Origin of the sequence: Ruminococcus champanellensis 18P13 = JCM 17042 (genome assembly GCF_000210095.1) — a bacterium.
Lineage (GTDB): Bacteria > Bacillota > Clostridia > Oscillospirales > Ruminococcaceae > Ruminococcus_F > Ruminococcus_F champanellensis.
This window is the reverse complement of the sequence record NC_021039.1, coordinates 223785-238750: the sequence shown is the minus strand read 5'-3', so window position 1 is coordinate 238750 and position 14966 is coordinate 223785. Positions and strand designations below refer to the sequence as shown.

The 14966-nt window shown below is 57.7% G+C and carries 14 protein-coding genes; all 14 read left to right on the top strand.

Translation table 11 applies throughout. The features are described 5' to 3' along the window. Positions 1-248: 248 nt before the first annotated feature. The 14 genes from RUM_RS01075 to rlmH all read left to right on the top strand — a co-directional run bounded on the left by RUM_RS01075 (position 249) and on the right by rlmH (position 14856). Complete coding sequence (locus tag RUM_RS01075; RefSeq protein ID WP_015557383.1) at positions 249-1103, top strand: pyridoxamine kinase; 855 nt, start codon at positions 249-251, stop codon at positions 1101-1103. A gap of 128 nt (positions 1104-1231) precedes the next feature. Beyond that, on the top strand, positions 1232-1753 hold the full coding sequence (locus RUM_RS01070; RefSeq protein ID WP_015557382.1) for a TIGR04002 family protein: 522 nt from the start codon (positions 1232-1234) through the stop codon (positions 1751-1753). A gap of 61 nt (positions 1754-1814) precedes the next feature. Further along, complete coding sequence (locus tag RUM_RS01065; RefSeq protein ID WP_041326199.1) at positions 1815-3029, top strand: AI-2E family transporter; 1215 nt, start codon at positions 1815-1817, stop codon at positions 3027-3029. Positions 3030-3508: 479 nt separating this feature from the next. Next, positions 3509-4129 (top strand): CDP-alcohol phosphatidyltransferase family protein, encoded by a 621-nt coding sequence (locus RUM_RS01060; protein ID WP_015557381.1) that lies wholly within the window; start codon positions 3509-3511, stop codon positions 4127-4129. A 3-nt stretch (positions 4130-4132) separates the two neighbouring features. After that, positions 4133-5035: a phosphatidylserine decarboxylase gene (locus tag RUM_RS01055; RefSeq protein WP_015557380.1), complete on the top strand. Its 903-nt coding sequence runs from the start codon at positions 4133-4135 to the stop codon at positions 5033-5035. Positions 5036-5118: 83 nt separating this feature from the next. Then, complete coding sequence (locus RUM_RS01050; RefSeq protein WP_015557379.1) at positions 5119-6126, top strand: aldose 1-epimerase; 1008 nt, start codon at positions 5119-5121, stop codon at positions 6124-6126. Positions 6127-6502: 376 nt separating this feature from the next. Beyond that, positions 6503-7600, top strand: coding sequence for a cellulase family glycosylhydrolase (locus tag RUM_RS01045; RefSeq protein ID WP_015557378.1), 1098 nt, complete (start codon positions 6503-6505; stop codon positions 7598-7600). Between the two features lie 176 nt (positions 7601-7776). After that, entirely contained in the window at positions 7777-9069 is a 1293-nt protein-coding gene (locus RUM_RS01040; protein WP_015557377.1) for an SPFH domain-containing protein, read from the top strand. A gap of 84 nt (positions 9070-9153) precedes the next feature. Continuing rightward, positions 9154-10218: a TFIIB-type zinc ribbon-containing protein gene (locus RUM_RS01035; protein ID WP_041326198.1), complete on the top strand. Its 1065-nt coding sequence runs from the start codon at positions 9154-9156 to the stop codon at positions 10216-10218. Next, positions 10215-11144, top strand: a complete 930-nt coding sequence (locus tag RUM_RS01030) for a TPM domain-containing protein (RefSeq protein WP_015557376.1) — start codon at positions 10215-10217, stop codon at positions 11142-11144. Before RUM_RS01035 ends, RUM_RS01030 begins: the two co-directional genes overlap by 4 nt. A gap of 245 nt (positions 11145-11389) precedes the next feature. Then, on the top strand, positions 11390-12106 hold the full coding sequence (locus tag RUM_RS01025; protein ID WP_081459940.1) for a peptidylprolyl isomerase: 717 nt from the start codon (positions 11390-11392) through the stop codon (positions 12104-12106). A 143-nt stretch (positions 12107-12249) separates the two neighbouring features. Beyond that, a complete protein-coding gene (locus RUM_RS01020; RefSeq protein WP_041326197.1) occupies positions 12250-13533 on the top strand; it encodes a UDP-N-acetylglucosamine 1-carboxyvinyltransferase in 1284 nt (427 codons plus the stop codon). 62 nt (positions 13534-13595) lie between these two features. Beyond that, the gene (locus tag RUM_RS01015) at positions 13596-14378 is read left to right on the top strand and encodes an MBL fold metallo-hydrolase (RefSeq protein ID WP_015557374.1); all 783 of its coding nucleotides are present in this window, start codon (positions 13596-13598) and stop codon (positions 14376-14378) included. 1 nt (position 14379) lies between these two features. Beyond that, positions 14380-14856 (top strand): 23S rRNA (pseudouridine(1915)-N(3))-methyltransferase RlmH, encoded by a 477-nt coding sequence (rlmH, locus tag RUM_RS01010; RefSeq protein ID WP_015557373.1) that lies wholly within the window; start codon positions 14380-14382, stop codon positions 14854-14856. Positions 14857-14966 lie beyond the last annotated feature (110 nt).

Genomic DNA, 14966 nt, shown 5'->3' with positions numbered 1-14966 from the left:
CAGGTTGAGTATGATAATACCCGGGTTGTCTCCCCAAGAAGACGGTAAACCTGTACTGCGTATCCCCAGCACGCAGAGTATCAAAAACAAGTCACATGCAAGCGGTCACTCAAAGAGCAAAATGCCAAGGCGTGACCCATACGGTTAAGTATCATGAATAACATTGGAGAAACCCACACGAAAAAGCAAACAGTCACACAAACCCCAGACCGCAATTCCGCAGCATGAACAAAGAAAGAAGGTGCCCCATGCACAACAAAAACCGGCCGCCCCGTGTGGCATGCATCAACGATCTCTCCGGCTACGGCCGCTGCTCCCTGACCACAGCCATTGCGGTGCTGTCCGCCATGGGGGTGCAGGCATGCCCGGCGCCTACCGCCATCCTGTCCAAGCATACGGGCTTTCCCCACTTCACCTTTCAGGATTTCACCCCCCATCTGGGGGCGTATCTGGCGGACTGGGGGGAGCTGGAGTTTGACGCCGTATATACGGGCTTTCTGGGATCGGCGGAGCAGATCCGGCTGGTGGAGGACTTCCTTGCCCAGCAGCGTGCCCGGCAGCATACGCCGCCCCATGTAATCATCGACACGGTGATGGGGGACGGGGGAAAGCTGTATCCCACCTACACCCCGGATATGTGCCGCCGGATGAAGCGGCTGGTGTCCCATGCGGACGTGATTACCCCCAACATCACCGAGGCATGCATCCTCACCGGTACGGACTATCCCGGCGAGGAGCTGTCCACCGCCCAGGCCCGGGCGCTTGCCTGCCGGCTGTATGACCTGGGCGCCGGGGCTGTGGTCATCACCGGGATTGTCCGGGAGCCGGTGCTGTGCAATCTGGTGTACGACGGCAGGGAGCTGTACTTCGATGCGGAGGATCGCACCGAACGTATGTTCTCCGGCACCGGGGATCTGTTCGCCTCCATCGTCAGCGCCCGGCTTGCGGCAGGAGGCACCCTGCCGGAGGCGGTGACTCTGGCAGGCAGCTTCATCGCCGCCGCCACCCGGTATACCCTCTCCCTCGGCACACCCACCCAGGAGGGAGTATGCTTTGAACCATGCCTTTCACGGCTTGCCCCAGGGCAGGACGTGAAGGAATAGAGGCAATACCGCACAAAGCCCGCCTGTCGGCTTTGCGCAGCATCTACTACGCAATCTTTGCGCGGTGTTGCCTAGAATACCTGCCCAGGAGGGGATCCCCTCCGCCGGAACGGAAAGAAGGAATCGTTATGATGGAAAAAGAAAAGAAACTGCGGAATATGGTGTATACAGGGTTGTTTGCAGCGCTGATCTGTCTGACCACCGCCTTTATTCTGCATATTCCCGTGGGTAACGGCTATATTCATCTGGGGGATAGCTTTATTTATCTGGCTGCCTGCATGCTGCCCATGCCCTACGGCATCCTTGCCGCAGCCATCGGGGGAAGCATGGCGGATCTGCTCAGCGGCTATGCCATTTACGCCATTCCCACTGCCATCATCAAGTCCATGCTGGCAGGATGCTTCTACAGCATGGGGGTCAGCAGAACCAAGACCCTGTTGAGCCGCCGCAGCGTCATCGCCTCTGTGGCGTGTGTTGCCATCACCGTAGTGGGCTATTATCTCACCGCCGTGATCCTGTACGGGAATCCGGTGGCGCAGATCGCCGAGACGGTGCCGGCAAATCTGGTGCAGGCAGGCTGCTCCGCCGCTTTGTTCTGCATCGCCGCCTTTGCCCTTGACCGGGTGAAGCTCCCCATGCTCAGACGATAATGGCCCGGAATGCCCCACACCTGCTGCGGGGCATTGCTGTTTTTGACAGGAGGTATTGCATTTGGAACCCGGAAAAGGCCGATTTTCCTTCATTCACTCCCGATTGGTAAAAAGTCTCATCTTCAGCGGCGGCGTGCTGCTGGTCTTTGCGTTTATCCTGCTGCGGTATGAGGGCTTTTTTGCCGGCATCAGCGCCCTGTTCAAGATCCTGCGTCCTCCCATCATCGGGGTGGTGCTGGCGTTCATTCTCAACAGCCCCTTCCGGGTGCTGGAGAGGCGGCTGCTGTGGCTGACGGAGAAGCTGAACCCGAAGAAAAAGCCCCTGCCCCGGCTCAGCTACTGGCTGGGACTGGTGCTGACCTATGTGCTGGCAGCGGCGGTGGTGGTTGCCATCGTGTGCATCATCATCCCCCAGTTTGCCGCAAGCATCCGGCAGTTCACCGCCAATTTCGACACCTACTACCGCAATGCGGAGCGGCTGCTCCTTGCCAATAAGGACACGGTGGTGTTTGAATGGCTCCAGAAGTGGGACATCGAACAAAAGCTGGTGGGACTGACGGAATACCTGCCGGAAATGCTGCTGAAAACCTTTGACTTTACCGCAAGCATCTTCGGGGTGGTGGTGGATCTGTTCGTGGGCATCGCCTTTTCTGTGTACATCCTGGCGGATAAGCGGGGCTTGAAGAAAATGGCGCAGGGGCTTGCGAAGCTGGCTCTGAAGCAGCCCAGATACAGCCGCTTTGCAGGCACCATGAAGCTGACGGTGGACACCTTCTCCAGCTTTTTCAACGGACAGATGACCGAAGCCTTTATTCTGGGCATTCTATGCTACATCGGTATGAAGGTGTTCCGGTTCGATTACGCCGTGCTCATCAGCGTCATCATCGGCATCACCAATATGATCCCCATTGTGGGGCCCATCGCCGGCACCATCCCCTGCGCCCTGGTGCTGCTGCTTGCCAGCCCCCGGCAGGCGGTATGGTTCGTGTTGTTCGTCATCGTTTTGCAGCAGCTGGAAAGCAACCTCATTTACCCCAGGGTGGTGGGCAGCTCCGTGGGACTGCCGCCTCTGTGGGTGCTGCTGGCAGTGGTGCTGGGCGGCGGACTGGGCGGCATTCTGGGCATGATCCTGGGGATCCCGGTGCTGTCCCTGCTGTACACCTATTTGCAGAACCGACTCAAGGAAGCGGAGCCGGAGGAACCATCCAAACCGGCGGCAAAGCCCCTTCCGGCGGCGCCTGCCCCGAAACCATCCCCAAAAAAGAAGCGGAAATAAGACAAAGCAGCCGCCCTGTGCGCAGAACAGGACGACTGCTTTTTTATGGTTTCTGCCGGTCAATGCCGGATTCGGTTCGTGTGAATGATCGTTTGTTCCGGGACACCGCCTTTCTCTGCGCCATAGTCTGGAAAATGCGGGGCGGCGCATACCCCAAGAGTGTGTGGTTATGGGTCTGTTGCTGTCTTTATTATACCAGATGAAGCCGGGAATGCAATAACAGAATGATGCAGATCCGTTGACAATCCGGTGCAAAGCCGTTACGGACAGGTGACACCGGGTGACAGATCGGTGACAAGGGGAACAATTTGCACAGAAAACATGCAGCTTCTGTATGAATCCGTCAAAAAGCCGCCGGAAACCTGAACTTTCTTGCTGCACCCCCTTGCAAAGTTATGAATAATTTGTTATAATGAAAGACACGCAGTCTGCATCGGCGGAGATGTTCCGCCTGGGATAAAGGAATTAAAGGGGATTTCATGATAGGATTTTACAATTACACGGTGCTGCTCACCTATGCGGGATTTGCATGCGGCTGCTGCGGCATTTACTATGCTCTGTCCGGTCATCCGGGCATCGGCATCATCCTGCTGTTGCTGGCTGGATTCTGCGATATGTTCGACGGCAAGGTGGCGCGTACCCGGAAGCGCACGGACGCAGAGAAGCAGTTCGGCATCCAGATCGACTCCCTGTCGGATCTGGTGTGCTTCGGGCTTCTGCCGGCGGTGATCGGCTATGCAAGCGGTCTGAACCGGCCGCTGGATCTGGCGATCCTGGTGTTCTTCACCCTGGCGGCACTGATCCGGCTGGCGTATTTCAACGTGACCGAGGATCAGCGGCAGAAGCAGACCAGCGAGGTGCGGAAGGTGTATGAAGGTCTGCCGGTGACCAGTGTGGCGCTGATTTTTCCGCCCCTGTTCAGCTTCCGGCACGATATCGGTGCCCTGTTCCCCCAGGTGTACGGCACTCTGCTGCTGGTGGTGGGACTGGCGTTCATCACCCGGTTTAAGATCAAGAAGCCGGGCATACGGTGCATGTTTGCCTTCATCGGCATCGGCGCACTGGAGCTTGCCTGGCTGCTGTACAAGAGCAGAGGGTAAGCCATGGGGATCATTCGCAGACGGGACGGCTCCCAGACCGTGACCGATGAAACCCAGGATCGTGCTCTGGCATTTTTATACCGGACGGCACCGGGCCGCAGCCTGCTGAAGCTGCTGGTGCAGCCCTGGGTGTCCGCACTGGGGGGCGCTGCGCTGGATCATCCTCTGTCCACGGTGCTGATCCCGGGCTTTGTCCGGCATTTCCAGATGGATCTGTCCGACTATCAGAAGGAAACCTACCGGAGCTACAACGCCTTTTTCACCCGGCAGATCCGCCCGGAGGCACGGCCGGTGGATCCGGATCCGGCAGCGCTCATCAGCCCCTGTGACGCAAAGCTCACGGTGTATCCCATCACCCCGGACAGCTGCTTTCCCATCAAGCAGAGCCTGTACCGGACAGGGGATCTTCTGGGCTGCCACCGGCTTGCAAGGCGGTTCGCCGGGGGACAGTGCCTGATTTTCCGGCTGACGGTGGAGGATTACCACCGGTACTGCTACCCGGAGGACGGGGTGAAAAGCCGGAACCGGCTGCTGGGCAGTGAGCTGCATACGGTGAACCCCATCGCCCTGGAGGGGTACAACATTTACAAGCGGAACTGCCGCTCGGCATGCCTCATCCGCACCGCTCACCTGGGCACCATTGCTATGATCGAGGTGGGGGCGCTGATGGTGGGGAAGATCGTGAACCATCACGGGGCGGGCAACGTCCGCAGAGGGGCGGAAAAGGGCATGTTCCGGTTCGGCGGCTCCACGGTGGTGGTGCTGCTGCAAAAGGATGCGGCGGTGCTGGATCCGGATATTCTGCAAAACAGCGCAGAAGGGGTCGAAACCGCTGTGCATTACGGGGAACGGATCGGAACGGCGCAGCAATGCTCCCATTGCCTTGACAAGCAGGGGGCAGTGTGATACAATATAGAGTGATATGACATTGCACGGCTTCTACCCGGGCGGAGAGGGCTTCGGGGACAGCGCTACAAAGGAGAACGGATATGAACACAACCCAGCAAATAGAATGGAACGGCACCCCCTGCATCGAGCTGTGCGCAGGTGGCTACCGTGCCTGGATCGCTTATGAGATCGGCGCAAACGTGATCCGGTTCCGGGACGAGGAACGGGGCATGGAGATCTTCCGCTACCGGGAGGATAACAACGCAGAGCACATCAAACAGTCTCCGGAGGTGTGGGGTCTGCCCACCCTGTATCTGCCCAACCGGTTTGCAGACGGGGTGCTGAAAACCTCGGACGCTGTCTATCAGCTGCCCGTCAACGAGGCTGCTCCCTACAACAACCACATTCACGGCTTTCTGCACAAGCGTGCCCACACCGTTGTGGAGCATCACGCAGACGACAACTGCGCTGTGCTGAAGACCCAGTACCGGTACGATGAGAACGATCCGTTCTTTGAATACCTGCCCATCCGCTTCCTGGCGGAGTATACCTTTACCCTGTCCGCCTGCGGTCTGGAGCATAAGGTGCGGCTCACCAACCTGTCCGATAAGATGATGCCCATTTCCGTTGCCACCCACACCACCATCAACACACCTTTTGTGGACGGGGGCAAGGAGGAGGACATCCGGCTGACTGTGCCCATCGGCAAGCGCTGTGAGCTGGATGAGCGGTGTCTGCCCACCCAGCGGTTCATTGATCTGAAGCTGTACGATCTGGAATACAAGAACGGCACCAAGTGCCCGGTGCTTCAGGACATCAACAACGATATGTACTTTGCAGAGGAAACGGAGCTGGAGGGTCAGTCCTTCTACGGTGCCATCGTGGAGGATACCGCCAGCGGCAAGCGCATCTGCTACCAGGTTTCCCCGGAGTACAAGTTCTGGATCATCTGGAACGACAGGGGTTTCAACGGTTATTTCTGCCCGGAGCCTATGACCGCTATGATCGATGCGCCCAATCTGGAGCTGCCCCGGGAAACCACCGGCTACCGGGAGATCCGCCCCCACGATACCTTTGAGGCAAATCAGCGGTTCTTTACCATGGACTAAAAGCGATAAAAAATCCGCCGTTCCGGAGCATCCGGGGCGGCGGTTCTGCGTCTGGGCAAAAGAAAAACACTGCCGGAAAAGCGGCAGTGTGAAAAAATGCAGATCCGGAAAGCCGTACCCTGGCTTCAGTCTGCAGGATATCCGTTCCGGAAAAAGAGAGGGACTTCAGAGGAGGGGACCGCCGAAGAAAGACCGGATATCCGCCGGCATGCAGCCTCCTCGGGGAGGGAATGCCGGGCATAAACATCGCACAGTACCTTGTTTGATGTTGTATTCAGTATACCATATTGACAAAGGGGATACAATGCTTTATTATATTATTAGCTGACGGATTGTCACCATTCCGGGGCGAATTTCCGAGAAAAAGGAGTATGTTATGAAACGATGTATCGCATTGGCGCTGTCCGTTTGTCTGCTGCTGTTCGGCTGTGCAGACAGTTCCTCTCAGCAGGGCAGCCAGGCAGACAGGAGGATTATGGTGGAGGGTACCAGCTTCAAGGTGGACGGCAAGGAGCTTTGGTTCAACGGCGTCAACACCCCCTGGGATAACTGGAACGACTTTGGCGGCGAGTATGACGCCCAGTTCTGGGACGAGCATTTCGCCCAGCTTCATGACAAGGGCATCAACGCCAGCCGTGTGTGGATCAGCTGCAACGGGGAAGTGGGGGTCAAGATCAAGGAGGACGGCTCCGTCACCGGTCTGAAGGACAAGATGTGGGAGGATCTGGACAGCTTTTTCGAGATCGCCAGGAAGCATGAGATCTACATTATGGCGACCCTCATGTCCTTTGACCACTGCAAGGACAGCAACAGCAAGCATCAGCGCTGGCGCACCATGCTGCAAAGCGAGGAGATGAGCCAGACCTATGTGGACAACTATGTGATCCCCTTCGTCAAGCGCTACGACGACAACGATTATCTGTTCAGTGTGGATCTGTGCAACGAGCCGGACTGGATCGTGGAGAATTCCGAATGCGGACAGCTCCAGTGGCAGGATCTGTCCCGGTTCTTTGCCCAGTGTGCCGCCGGGGTGCATCAGAACTCGGATGTGCTGGTAACGGTTGGTATGGGCATGGTCAAGTACAACAGCGACAACTACAGCGGCAACTATGTGTCCGACAAGGTGCTCAAGGGCTTTGCCGGAGAGGACGCATTCCTGGATTACTATTCTCCCCACTTCTACGAGTGGCAGGTGGCAAACTGGGGCAACGCCTTTGAAAAATCCCCCAAGGACTTCGGCATGCCGGTGGATCGGCCGGTGGTACTGGGAGAATGCCCGGCGGAGGGCCTGAAAAACGCAAAGAAGCCCCTGACCCAGTGTACGGATTCCGCATACAGCAACGGCTGGCAGGGGGTCTTTGCCTGGACCTCCAACGGGGTGGACGACTGCGGCGGCTTTGACCAGGTTTCCGCCTCCGCAGAGCAGATGTACCAGAAGATCCCGGAGCTGATCTTCCCGGCAGGAAAATCATAACACATCAGAAACGCTCGGAGCATGTCTCCGGGCGTTTTGCGCACATTCGGTGATATGGTGCAGCATTTTTGCGGTATTGACTAAAATATCTTGCTTTTTTGGCGGCGGTATGCTATAATATCACCATGCAGCATGGAGAATGTGCTGCCAAGAACGATGAAATCGGAGGTAAGTATATGGGCATTTTGAAAGCAGTTGCAGGTGCCGTAACCGGCGGCCTGGCGGATTCCTGGCTGGAGGTCGTAGAGCCGGATAATATGACAGCAACCACAGTCTGCACCAGAGGGGTGCAGGTGAGCAATAAGCGCAGCAGCAACAAGAAGGGGACGGAAAATATTATTTCCAACGGCTCCGTGATCCATGTGGGAGTCAACCAGATGATGCTGCTGGTGGACGGCGGCAAGATCATCGACTACTCTGCCGAGCCGGGCTACTATGAAGTATACCTGTCCTCCACCCCCTCCATGTTCAACGGGGAGCTGAAGGACTCCATCAAGGAAACCTTCAGCCGGATCAAATTCGGTGGGCAGCCCTCCGGATCCCAGCAGGTGTACTTTATCAACCTGCAGGAGATCAAGGGCATCAAGTTCGGCACGCGGAATGCATTGCAGTACTTTGACAATTTCTACAACGCAGAGCTGTTTGTACGGTGCCACGGCAGCTACTCCATCAAGATCACCGATCCGCTGAAGTTCTTCAGCGAGGCTGTGCCCCGGAATGCGGAGCATGTGGACATCAACGATATCAACGACCAGTACTTTGACGAATTCCTCAGCGCATTGCAGGCTGCCATCGGGCAGATGTCCGTGGACGGTCAGCGGATCTCCGCACTGCCCTCCAAGAGCCTGGAGCTGGCAAAGTACATGAGCAATGTGCTGGATGCAGACTGGAATGAGCTGCGTGGTATGGAGATCGTCTCCGTGGGCGTGGCAAGCATCAGCTACGACGAGGAGAGCAAGAAGCTCATCAATATGCGGAACCAGGGCGCAATGCTGTCCGACGCTACCATCCGGGAGGGCTATGTGCAGTCCACCGTGGCAGGGGGCATCCAGGCGGCAGGCTCCAACACCGCCGGTGCAGGCAACGCCTTTATGGCAATGGGCATGGGCATGAACGCAGCCGGGAACTTTATGGGTGCGGCTTCTGCCACCAATGCGGCACAGATGCAGATGCAGCAACAGCAGCAGGCAGCCCAGGCGCTCAAGCCCAATGGGGCAGTACAGCAGATGGACGACGGGGCATGGACCTGTCAGTGCGGTCAGATGAACAGCGGCAAGTTCTGTTCCAACTGCGGCGGCGCAAAGCCGGCACCGGCAGGCAGCTGGACCTGCAAATGCGGTCAGGTGAATACGGGGAAATTCTGCCCCAGCTGCGGCAGTCCGGCACCCCAGGCAGGGACATGGACCTGTGCCTGCGGCTCGGTGAATGAGGGGGCATTCTGTTCCAACTGCGGCAGAAAAAGAGGCTAAGGGCATACATTGGCATTGGCAAGTCCGGTGTGTCGGGGATGCACCGGGCTTGGATGCTGTTTGATAGACAGGAGTTGATTGTATTTGGAGGCGATCCAATATAAATGCCCCAACTGCGGCGGCGAATTGAAATTCGACCCGGGGAAGCAGCAGTTTGGTTGTGAATACTGCCGGAGCTTGTTTTCCGAGGCGGAAATCAAGCAGGTGTGCAAGGAAAACGAGGAAACGGATCTGAGCCGCTCCCCGGAGGAGCTACAGCAGGAGCAGGAGTTCGCAGAGCATTCAAACCTGTATGAATGCGGAAGCTGCGGCGCCCAGATCGTGGCGGATGACAACACCGCTGCGGCATTCTGCTACTACTGCCACAACCCGGTGATCCTCAAGGGACGGCTGTCGGGAGAATACAAGCCCGGCAAGGTGCTGCCCTTCAAGATCACCAAGGAGGAGGCGCTGCATATTTTCTCCGACTGGTGCAAAAAGCGCTGGTTCCTGCCAAAGGCGTTCAAGGAGAAGCAGAACCTGGAGAAAATCACCGGGCTGTATGTGCCCTTCTGGGTGGCGGACTGCAACGTGCATGCGGACTTGAACGCCATCGGCAAGCAGGTGAAAACCTGGCGCTCCGGGGATTACCGGTACACCAACACCAAGGAGTTTGCTGTGCGGCGTATGGGACAGGTGGGACTGGACGGGATCCCGGCAGACGGCTCCAGCAAGATCGAGGATCAGCTAATGGAGGCCATCGAGCCCTTTAACTATGAGGAGGTACAGCCCTTCTCCATGTCCTACCTCAGCGGCTTTTATGCGGACAAATATGACGTGGACAAGGCAGGGGTGTTCCCCAGGATCCGGAACCGTGCCATTCAGGGGGCGGATCGGCAGATCCGGAGCACCATCAAGGGCTACAACGCCCTCAGCGTTACCAGCTCCTCTATGAATGTGCTGCGGACGGACTGGCAGTATATGCTGCTGCCCGTGTGGTTTGCCACCTTCAAGTTTGAGGATAAGGTGTACGAATTCGCCATCAACGGGCAGACCGGCAAGCAGGCAGGCACGCCGCCCCTCAGTAAGGGGAAGCTGGCGGCATTCTGCGCCGGGGTAGGCGTATTTGTGGCGCTGATTACATTGTTCGGGGGGTATCTGCTGGCATGAGACACTGGAAACAAATTGTAAGCGTACTGTGCCTGGTATGCATGACCCTGCTGCTGACCATGCCGGCTGCCGCATTGAGCAGCAAGGACGCAGATCACGCATATCCCATCCACAAGGATAACTGCGGTCTGTATGACGTGGAGGGCAATCTGCCGGAGGATGAGGCAGCGGAGCTGACCCAGAAGATCCGGGACACTGCCGAGGAGCTGCAAATGTATGTGGCGGTGGTGATCGTGGGGGAGGAAACGCCCTTCTCCGGTGATTCGGCGGTGGAACGCTATGCGGACGATGCTTATGATGAGCTGTTCAACCAGGAATACGGGGTGAACACGGACGGCGTGCTGCTGGTGGTGAACAACTCCACCCAGTACGACTACATTTCCACCTGCGGCATGGGGCAGTTCTATTACACCAACAGCGATGACAGCAACCGGGTTGACGATATGCTGGTAGCCATGCACAGCGCACTGGTGGCCGGGGATTACCCACGGGTGGTGGAGCAGTTCTGCCAGCAACTGGTGCAATACAAGAATCAGGGCGTGCCCAAGGGGTACTATACCTATAATTCCGGCTCGAAAACCTATTTGTATCTGGACGACAACGGCAAGCTCATTGAAGCGGATCGGCTGCCCTTCAAGTGGGGCTGGTGGATCTTCATTGCCAGCATCGTGGGGGCCGGCGTGGCGCTGGTGGTATACTTCTGCATCAAGAGTCAGTACAAGTTCAAGGCGGCACCGTCGCCCACCACCTATGTGTGCCACAACAAGGTGAAGATGGATGTCCAGACGGACACCTTCCTGCGGGAATACACCACAAAAACCAAGATCGAAACTTCCTCCGGGGGCGGCGGCAGCCGCAGCGGTGGCGGCAGCAGTCACCATTCCTCCGGGGGCAGCAGCCATGGCGGCGGCGGCAGACACCGGTAAAGCCATATGGCTTCACAGCATCGTGCAGAGCATGCACGGTGCTGTTTTTTTCATAAACAGCAGTTTTTCGGGAAGAATCACAATATAAAAGAGTTGACGATTGTCCGTCATTTTCTCCAAAAATGAAGAAATCGTGCCGGATGCCTTTACAAATGCGCGAGAATGTTGTATAATGATAAAGTTAATATGGTGAATTATGGGGTGGTCTGCATGCAGGCTCCCATCCGAGAATTGAGAGGTGCCTTATGAAATATAGAGTGACATGGCGCAGAGTTGTCAGCATGCTGCTGTGCGGCGTTATGCTGGCAGGCGGCGTGACCGGCTGCGGCAAGAAGGAAGCAAGCCTGTCCGAGGAAAAGATCATCAACTACGACATGCCCGCAGAGGGGGAAAAGATCGTCGAGCTGAACATCAAGGACTACGGCACGGTGAAGATCCGCCTGTTTGCGGAGGAATGCCCCAAGGCGGTGGAAAACTTCCTGGGTCTTGTGGAGCAGAAGTATTACGATGAGCTGATCTTCCACCGGGTGGTGAAGGATTTCGTGATCCAGGGAGGCGATCCCAAGGGCAACGGCACCGGGGGCGAATCCATGTGGGGCACCGGCTTCAAGCAGGAGATCTCCAGCAAGCTGTGCCACTTTGAAGGGGCGCTTGCCTATGCGGTGGCATCCGACAAGCTGAACAACAGCCAGTTCTATATCGTCACCGGGGACACGGTGACGGAGCAGACCTTTGAGCAGCTGAAGGCATACGGCAAGACCTATTCCGACCAGGTGAAGCAGATGTACTATGAGCATGGGGGTCAGCCCTATCTGGACGGGGACTACACCGTGTTCGGTCAGGTCATCGAGGGACTGGATATCTGCAAGAAGATCAACGATGTGGCGGTGGATTCCAAGAGCAAGCCCAAGGAGCAGGTAACCATCGAGAGCATGAAGGTAACGGAATACCACGCCCAGTAACCGGATAACCCGGCAGAGGCAGGGTATACTGAAATAGAAACAGAACAAAAGAGATTCAGCAGGCAGAAAAAAAGAGTGCCGGCAGCAAAGCGGTTTTCGCCGCCGGGGACAACCGACGGGGAAAAAATAAGGAGAGAAAAGGTTTGGATAAATTTATCATCAAGGGCGGACGCAAGCTGATGGGAGAAGTGGAAATCAGCGGTGCCAAGAATGCGGCGGTTGCGATCCTTCCGGCGGTGATCCTGGCGGACGAGCCATGCGTCATCGAAAATGTACCCAATATCAGTGATGTTTCCATTAGTCTGCGGATCCTGTACGAGATGGGGGCGCAGGTGGATATGCTCAACGAGACCACCTACCGGATCGACCCCAGAGGGATCCTGAACTGCTGCGTTCCCTACGAAAGCGCACGGCAGATGCGTGCCTCCTACTACTTCCTGGGGGCGCTGCTGGGCAAGTACCACCGGGCACGGGTGTCCATGCCGGGGGGATGTCCCCTGGGGGATCGTCCCATTGACCAGCATCTGAAGGCGTTCACCGCACTGGGTGCCAAGTGTACCATTGACCACGGCATGGTGGATGTGACCGCAGACCGGCTCCGGGGCAGTCAGATCTATCTGGATGTGGTGTCCGTGGGGGCAACCATGAACGCCATTCTGGCGGCTGTCCGGGCAGAGGGGCTGACGGTGATCGAGAACGCTGCCAAGGAGCCTCACATTGTGGATCTCGCCAATTTCCTCAATTCCATGGGTGCGGACATTATGGGCGCCGGCACGGATGTCATCAAGATCCGGGGCGTGGGGCATCTCCACAGCACCACCTATGCGGTGATCCCGGATCAGATCGAGGCGGGCACCTTTATGATCGCTGCCGCAGCCACCAAGGGGGATGTGCTCATCAAGAACGTGACTCCCAAGCATCTGGAACCGATCACCAACAAGCTGGAGAAGATCGGGGTCAACATTGAGGAATTTGACGACAGCGTCCGGGTATGGGTGGACGGGCCCTTGGTGAAAACCAGCATCCAGACCATGCCCCACCCGGGCTTCCCCACGGATATGCAGCCCCAGATCACCACCCTGCTGTGCCTGGCAGAGGGCACCAGCATCGTGAAGGAGGGGGTCTGGGAGCAGCGGTTCCGGTATGTGGACGAGCTGCGGCGCATGGGTGCGGATATCTCCGTGGACGGCAAGGTGGCAGTCATCGAGGGCACCGGCAAGCTGATGGGCGCACCGGTGAAGGCATGCGACCTGAGAGCCGGGGCGGCGCTGATTATCGCCGGGCTGGCGGCAACCGGCGTTACGGAGATCGAGGACATTTACCACATAGAGCGGGGCTACGCCTGCATGGAGCAGAAGCTGCAAAAGCTGGGCGCAGACATTGTGAAAAAGAGCTTTCCGGGGGTATCGGTCAAGAAGGCCATGTAACCGGGAGAAGGGGCAAAAAGCGAGGGGCTTTCTGCCTCTTTGTTTTGAGAGGATGTATACATATGGCAAGGATCTACCCCCTGTTCAGCTCCAGCAAGGGCAATGCCAGCTTTGTTGGCTCTCCCCATGGGGGCGTGCTGATCGATGCAGGGGTATCCTGCAAGCGGCTGATGCAGGCACTGGGAGACTGCGGCATTCCGGAGAGTGCCATCCGGGGGATCTTCATCACCCACGACCATTCCGACCATATCAAGGGGCTGCGGATGGTGACCAAGCGGCTGAAGGTGCCGGTGTATGCCCAGGCGCAGACCCTGGAAAAGCTCATTGCCGGGGAGCATCTGGCACCGGGCTGTCCGGCACAGGTGATGGAGGGGGCGGTGACCGCCGGGGATGCGGAGCTGACCGCCTTTGACATCCCCCACGACACGGTGCAGAGCTGCGGCTACCGGATTCGTACCGGAGACGGGCGTACCTGCGCCGTGTGTACGGATCTGGGGCATGTGACCCCCACGGTGCATCAGGCGCTGCTGGGCTGTGATCTGGTGCTGCTGGAGGCAAACTACGATCCCCGGATGCTGGCAAACGGGCCCTATCCCGGCTATCTCAAGCAGCGGATCGCTTCGGAGCGGGGGCATCTGTCCAACCCGGACAGCGGTGCGCTGGCGGCGGCACTGGTGGCGGCAGGCACCACCCGGCTGATCCTGGGGCATCTGAGTCAGGAGAACAACACCCCGGCACTGGCGGAGCAGACCGTGGAGCAGGCGCTGGGGCAGTTCCGCCGGAACGGGGACTACCTGCTGGAGGTGGCGCCGGTGGAAACCACAGGAAGAATGGTGGTGTTCTGAGATGATGCAGGTGCGGCTGGTGACGGTGGGCAAGCTGAAGGAGCAGTACCTGCGGGAGGCTTGTGCAGAGTATGCAAAGCGGATCGGCAGATTTGCGAAATTGCAGATTCTGGAACTGGAGGAGGCACGGCTGCCGGAGAATCCGGGGGAGAAGGAGATCGCCCAGGCTCTGGAGGCGGAGGCGAGTGCCATTGAGAAGGCATGCGCCGGATATGTGATCGCCCTGTGCATTGAGGGGAAGCAGCAGAAAAGTGAGGCGTTTGCAGGGCTGCTGACCCGGCTGGGGGTACAGGGGCAGGGCACGGTGACCCTGGTGATCGGCAGCTCCTTCGGGCTGGCGGAGCGGATCAAGCGGCGGGCGGATCTGCGGCTGTCCATGTCGGAGATGACCTTCCCCCATCAGTTGGCACGGGTGATGCTGTTGGAGCAACTGTACCGGGCGTTTCAGATCCAGGCAGGGGGGAAATATCATAAGTAAACGGGACGATGGAGATCGTCCCGTTTTTTTGGGGTTACGCTTTGCCGGTTTACCTTTCTGAGCGACCATTCGTTTGTGTGCGTTTCTTTATGCTCTGCGTGCTCCACCCA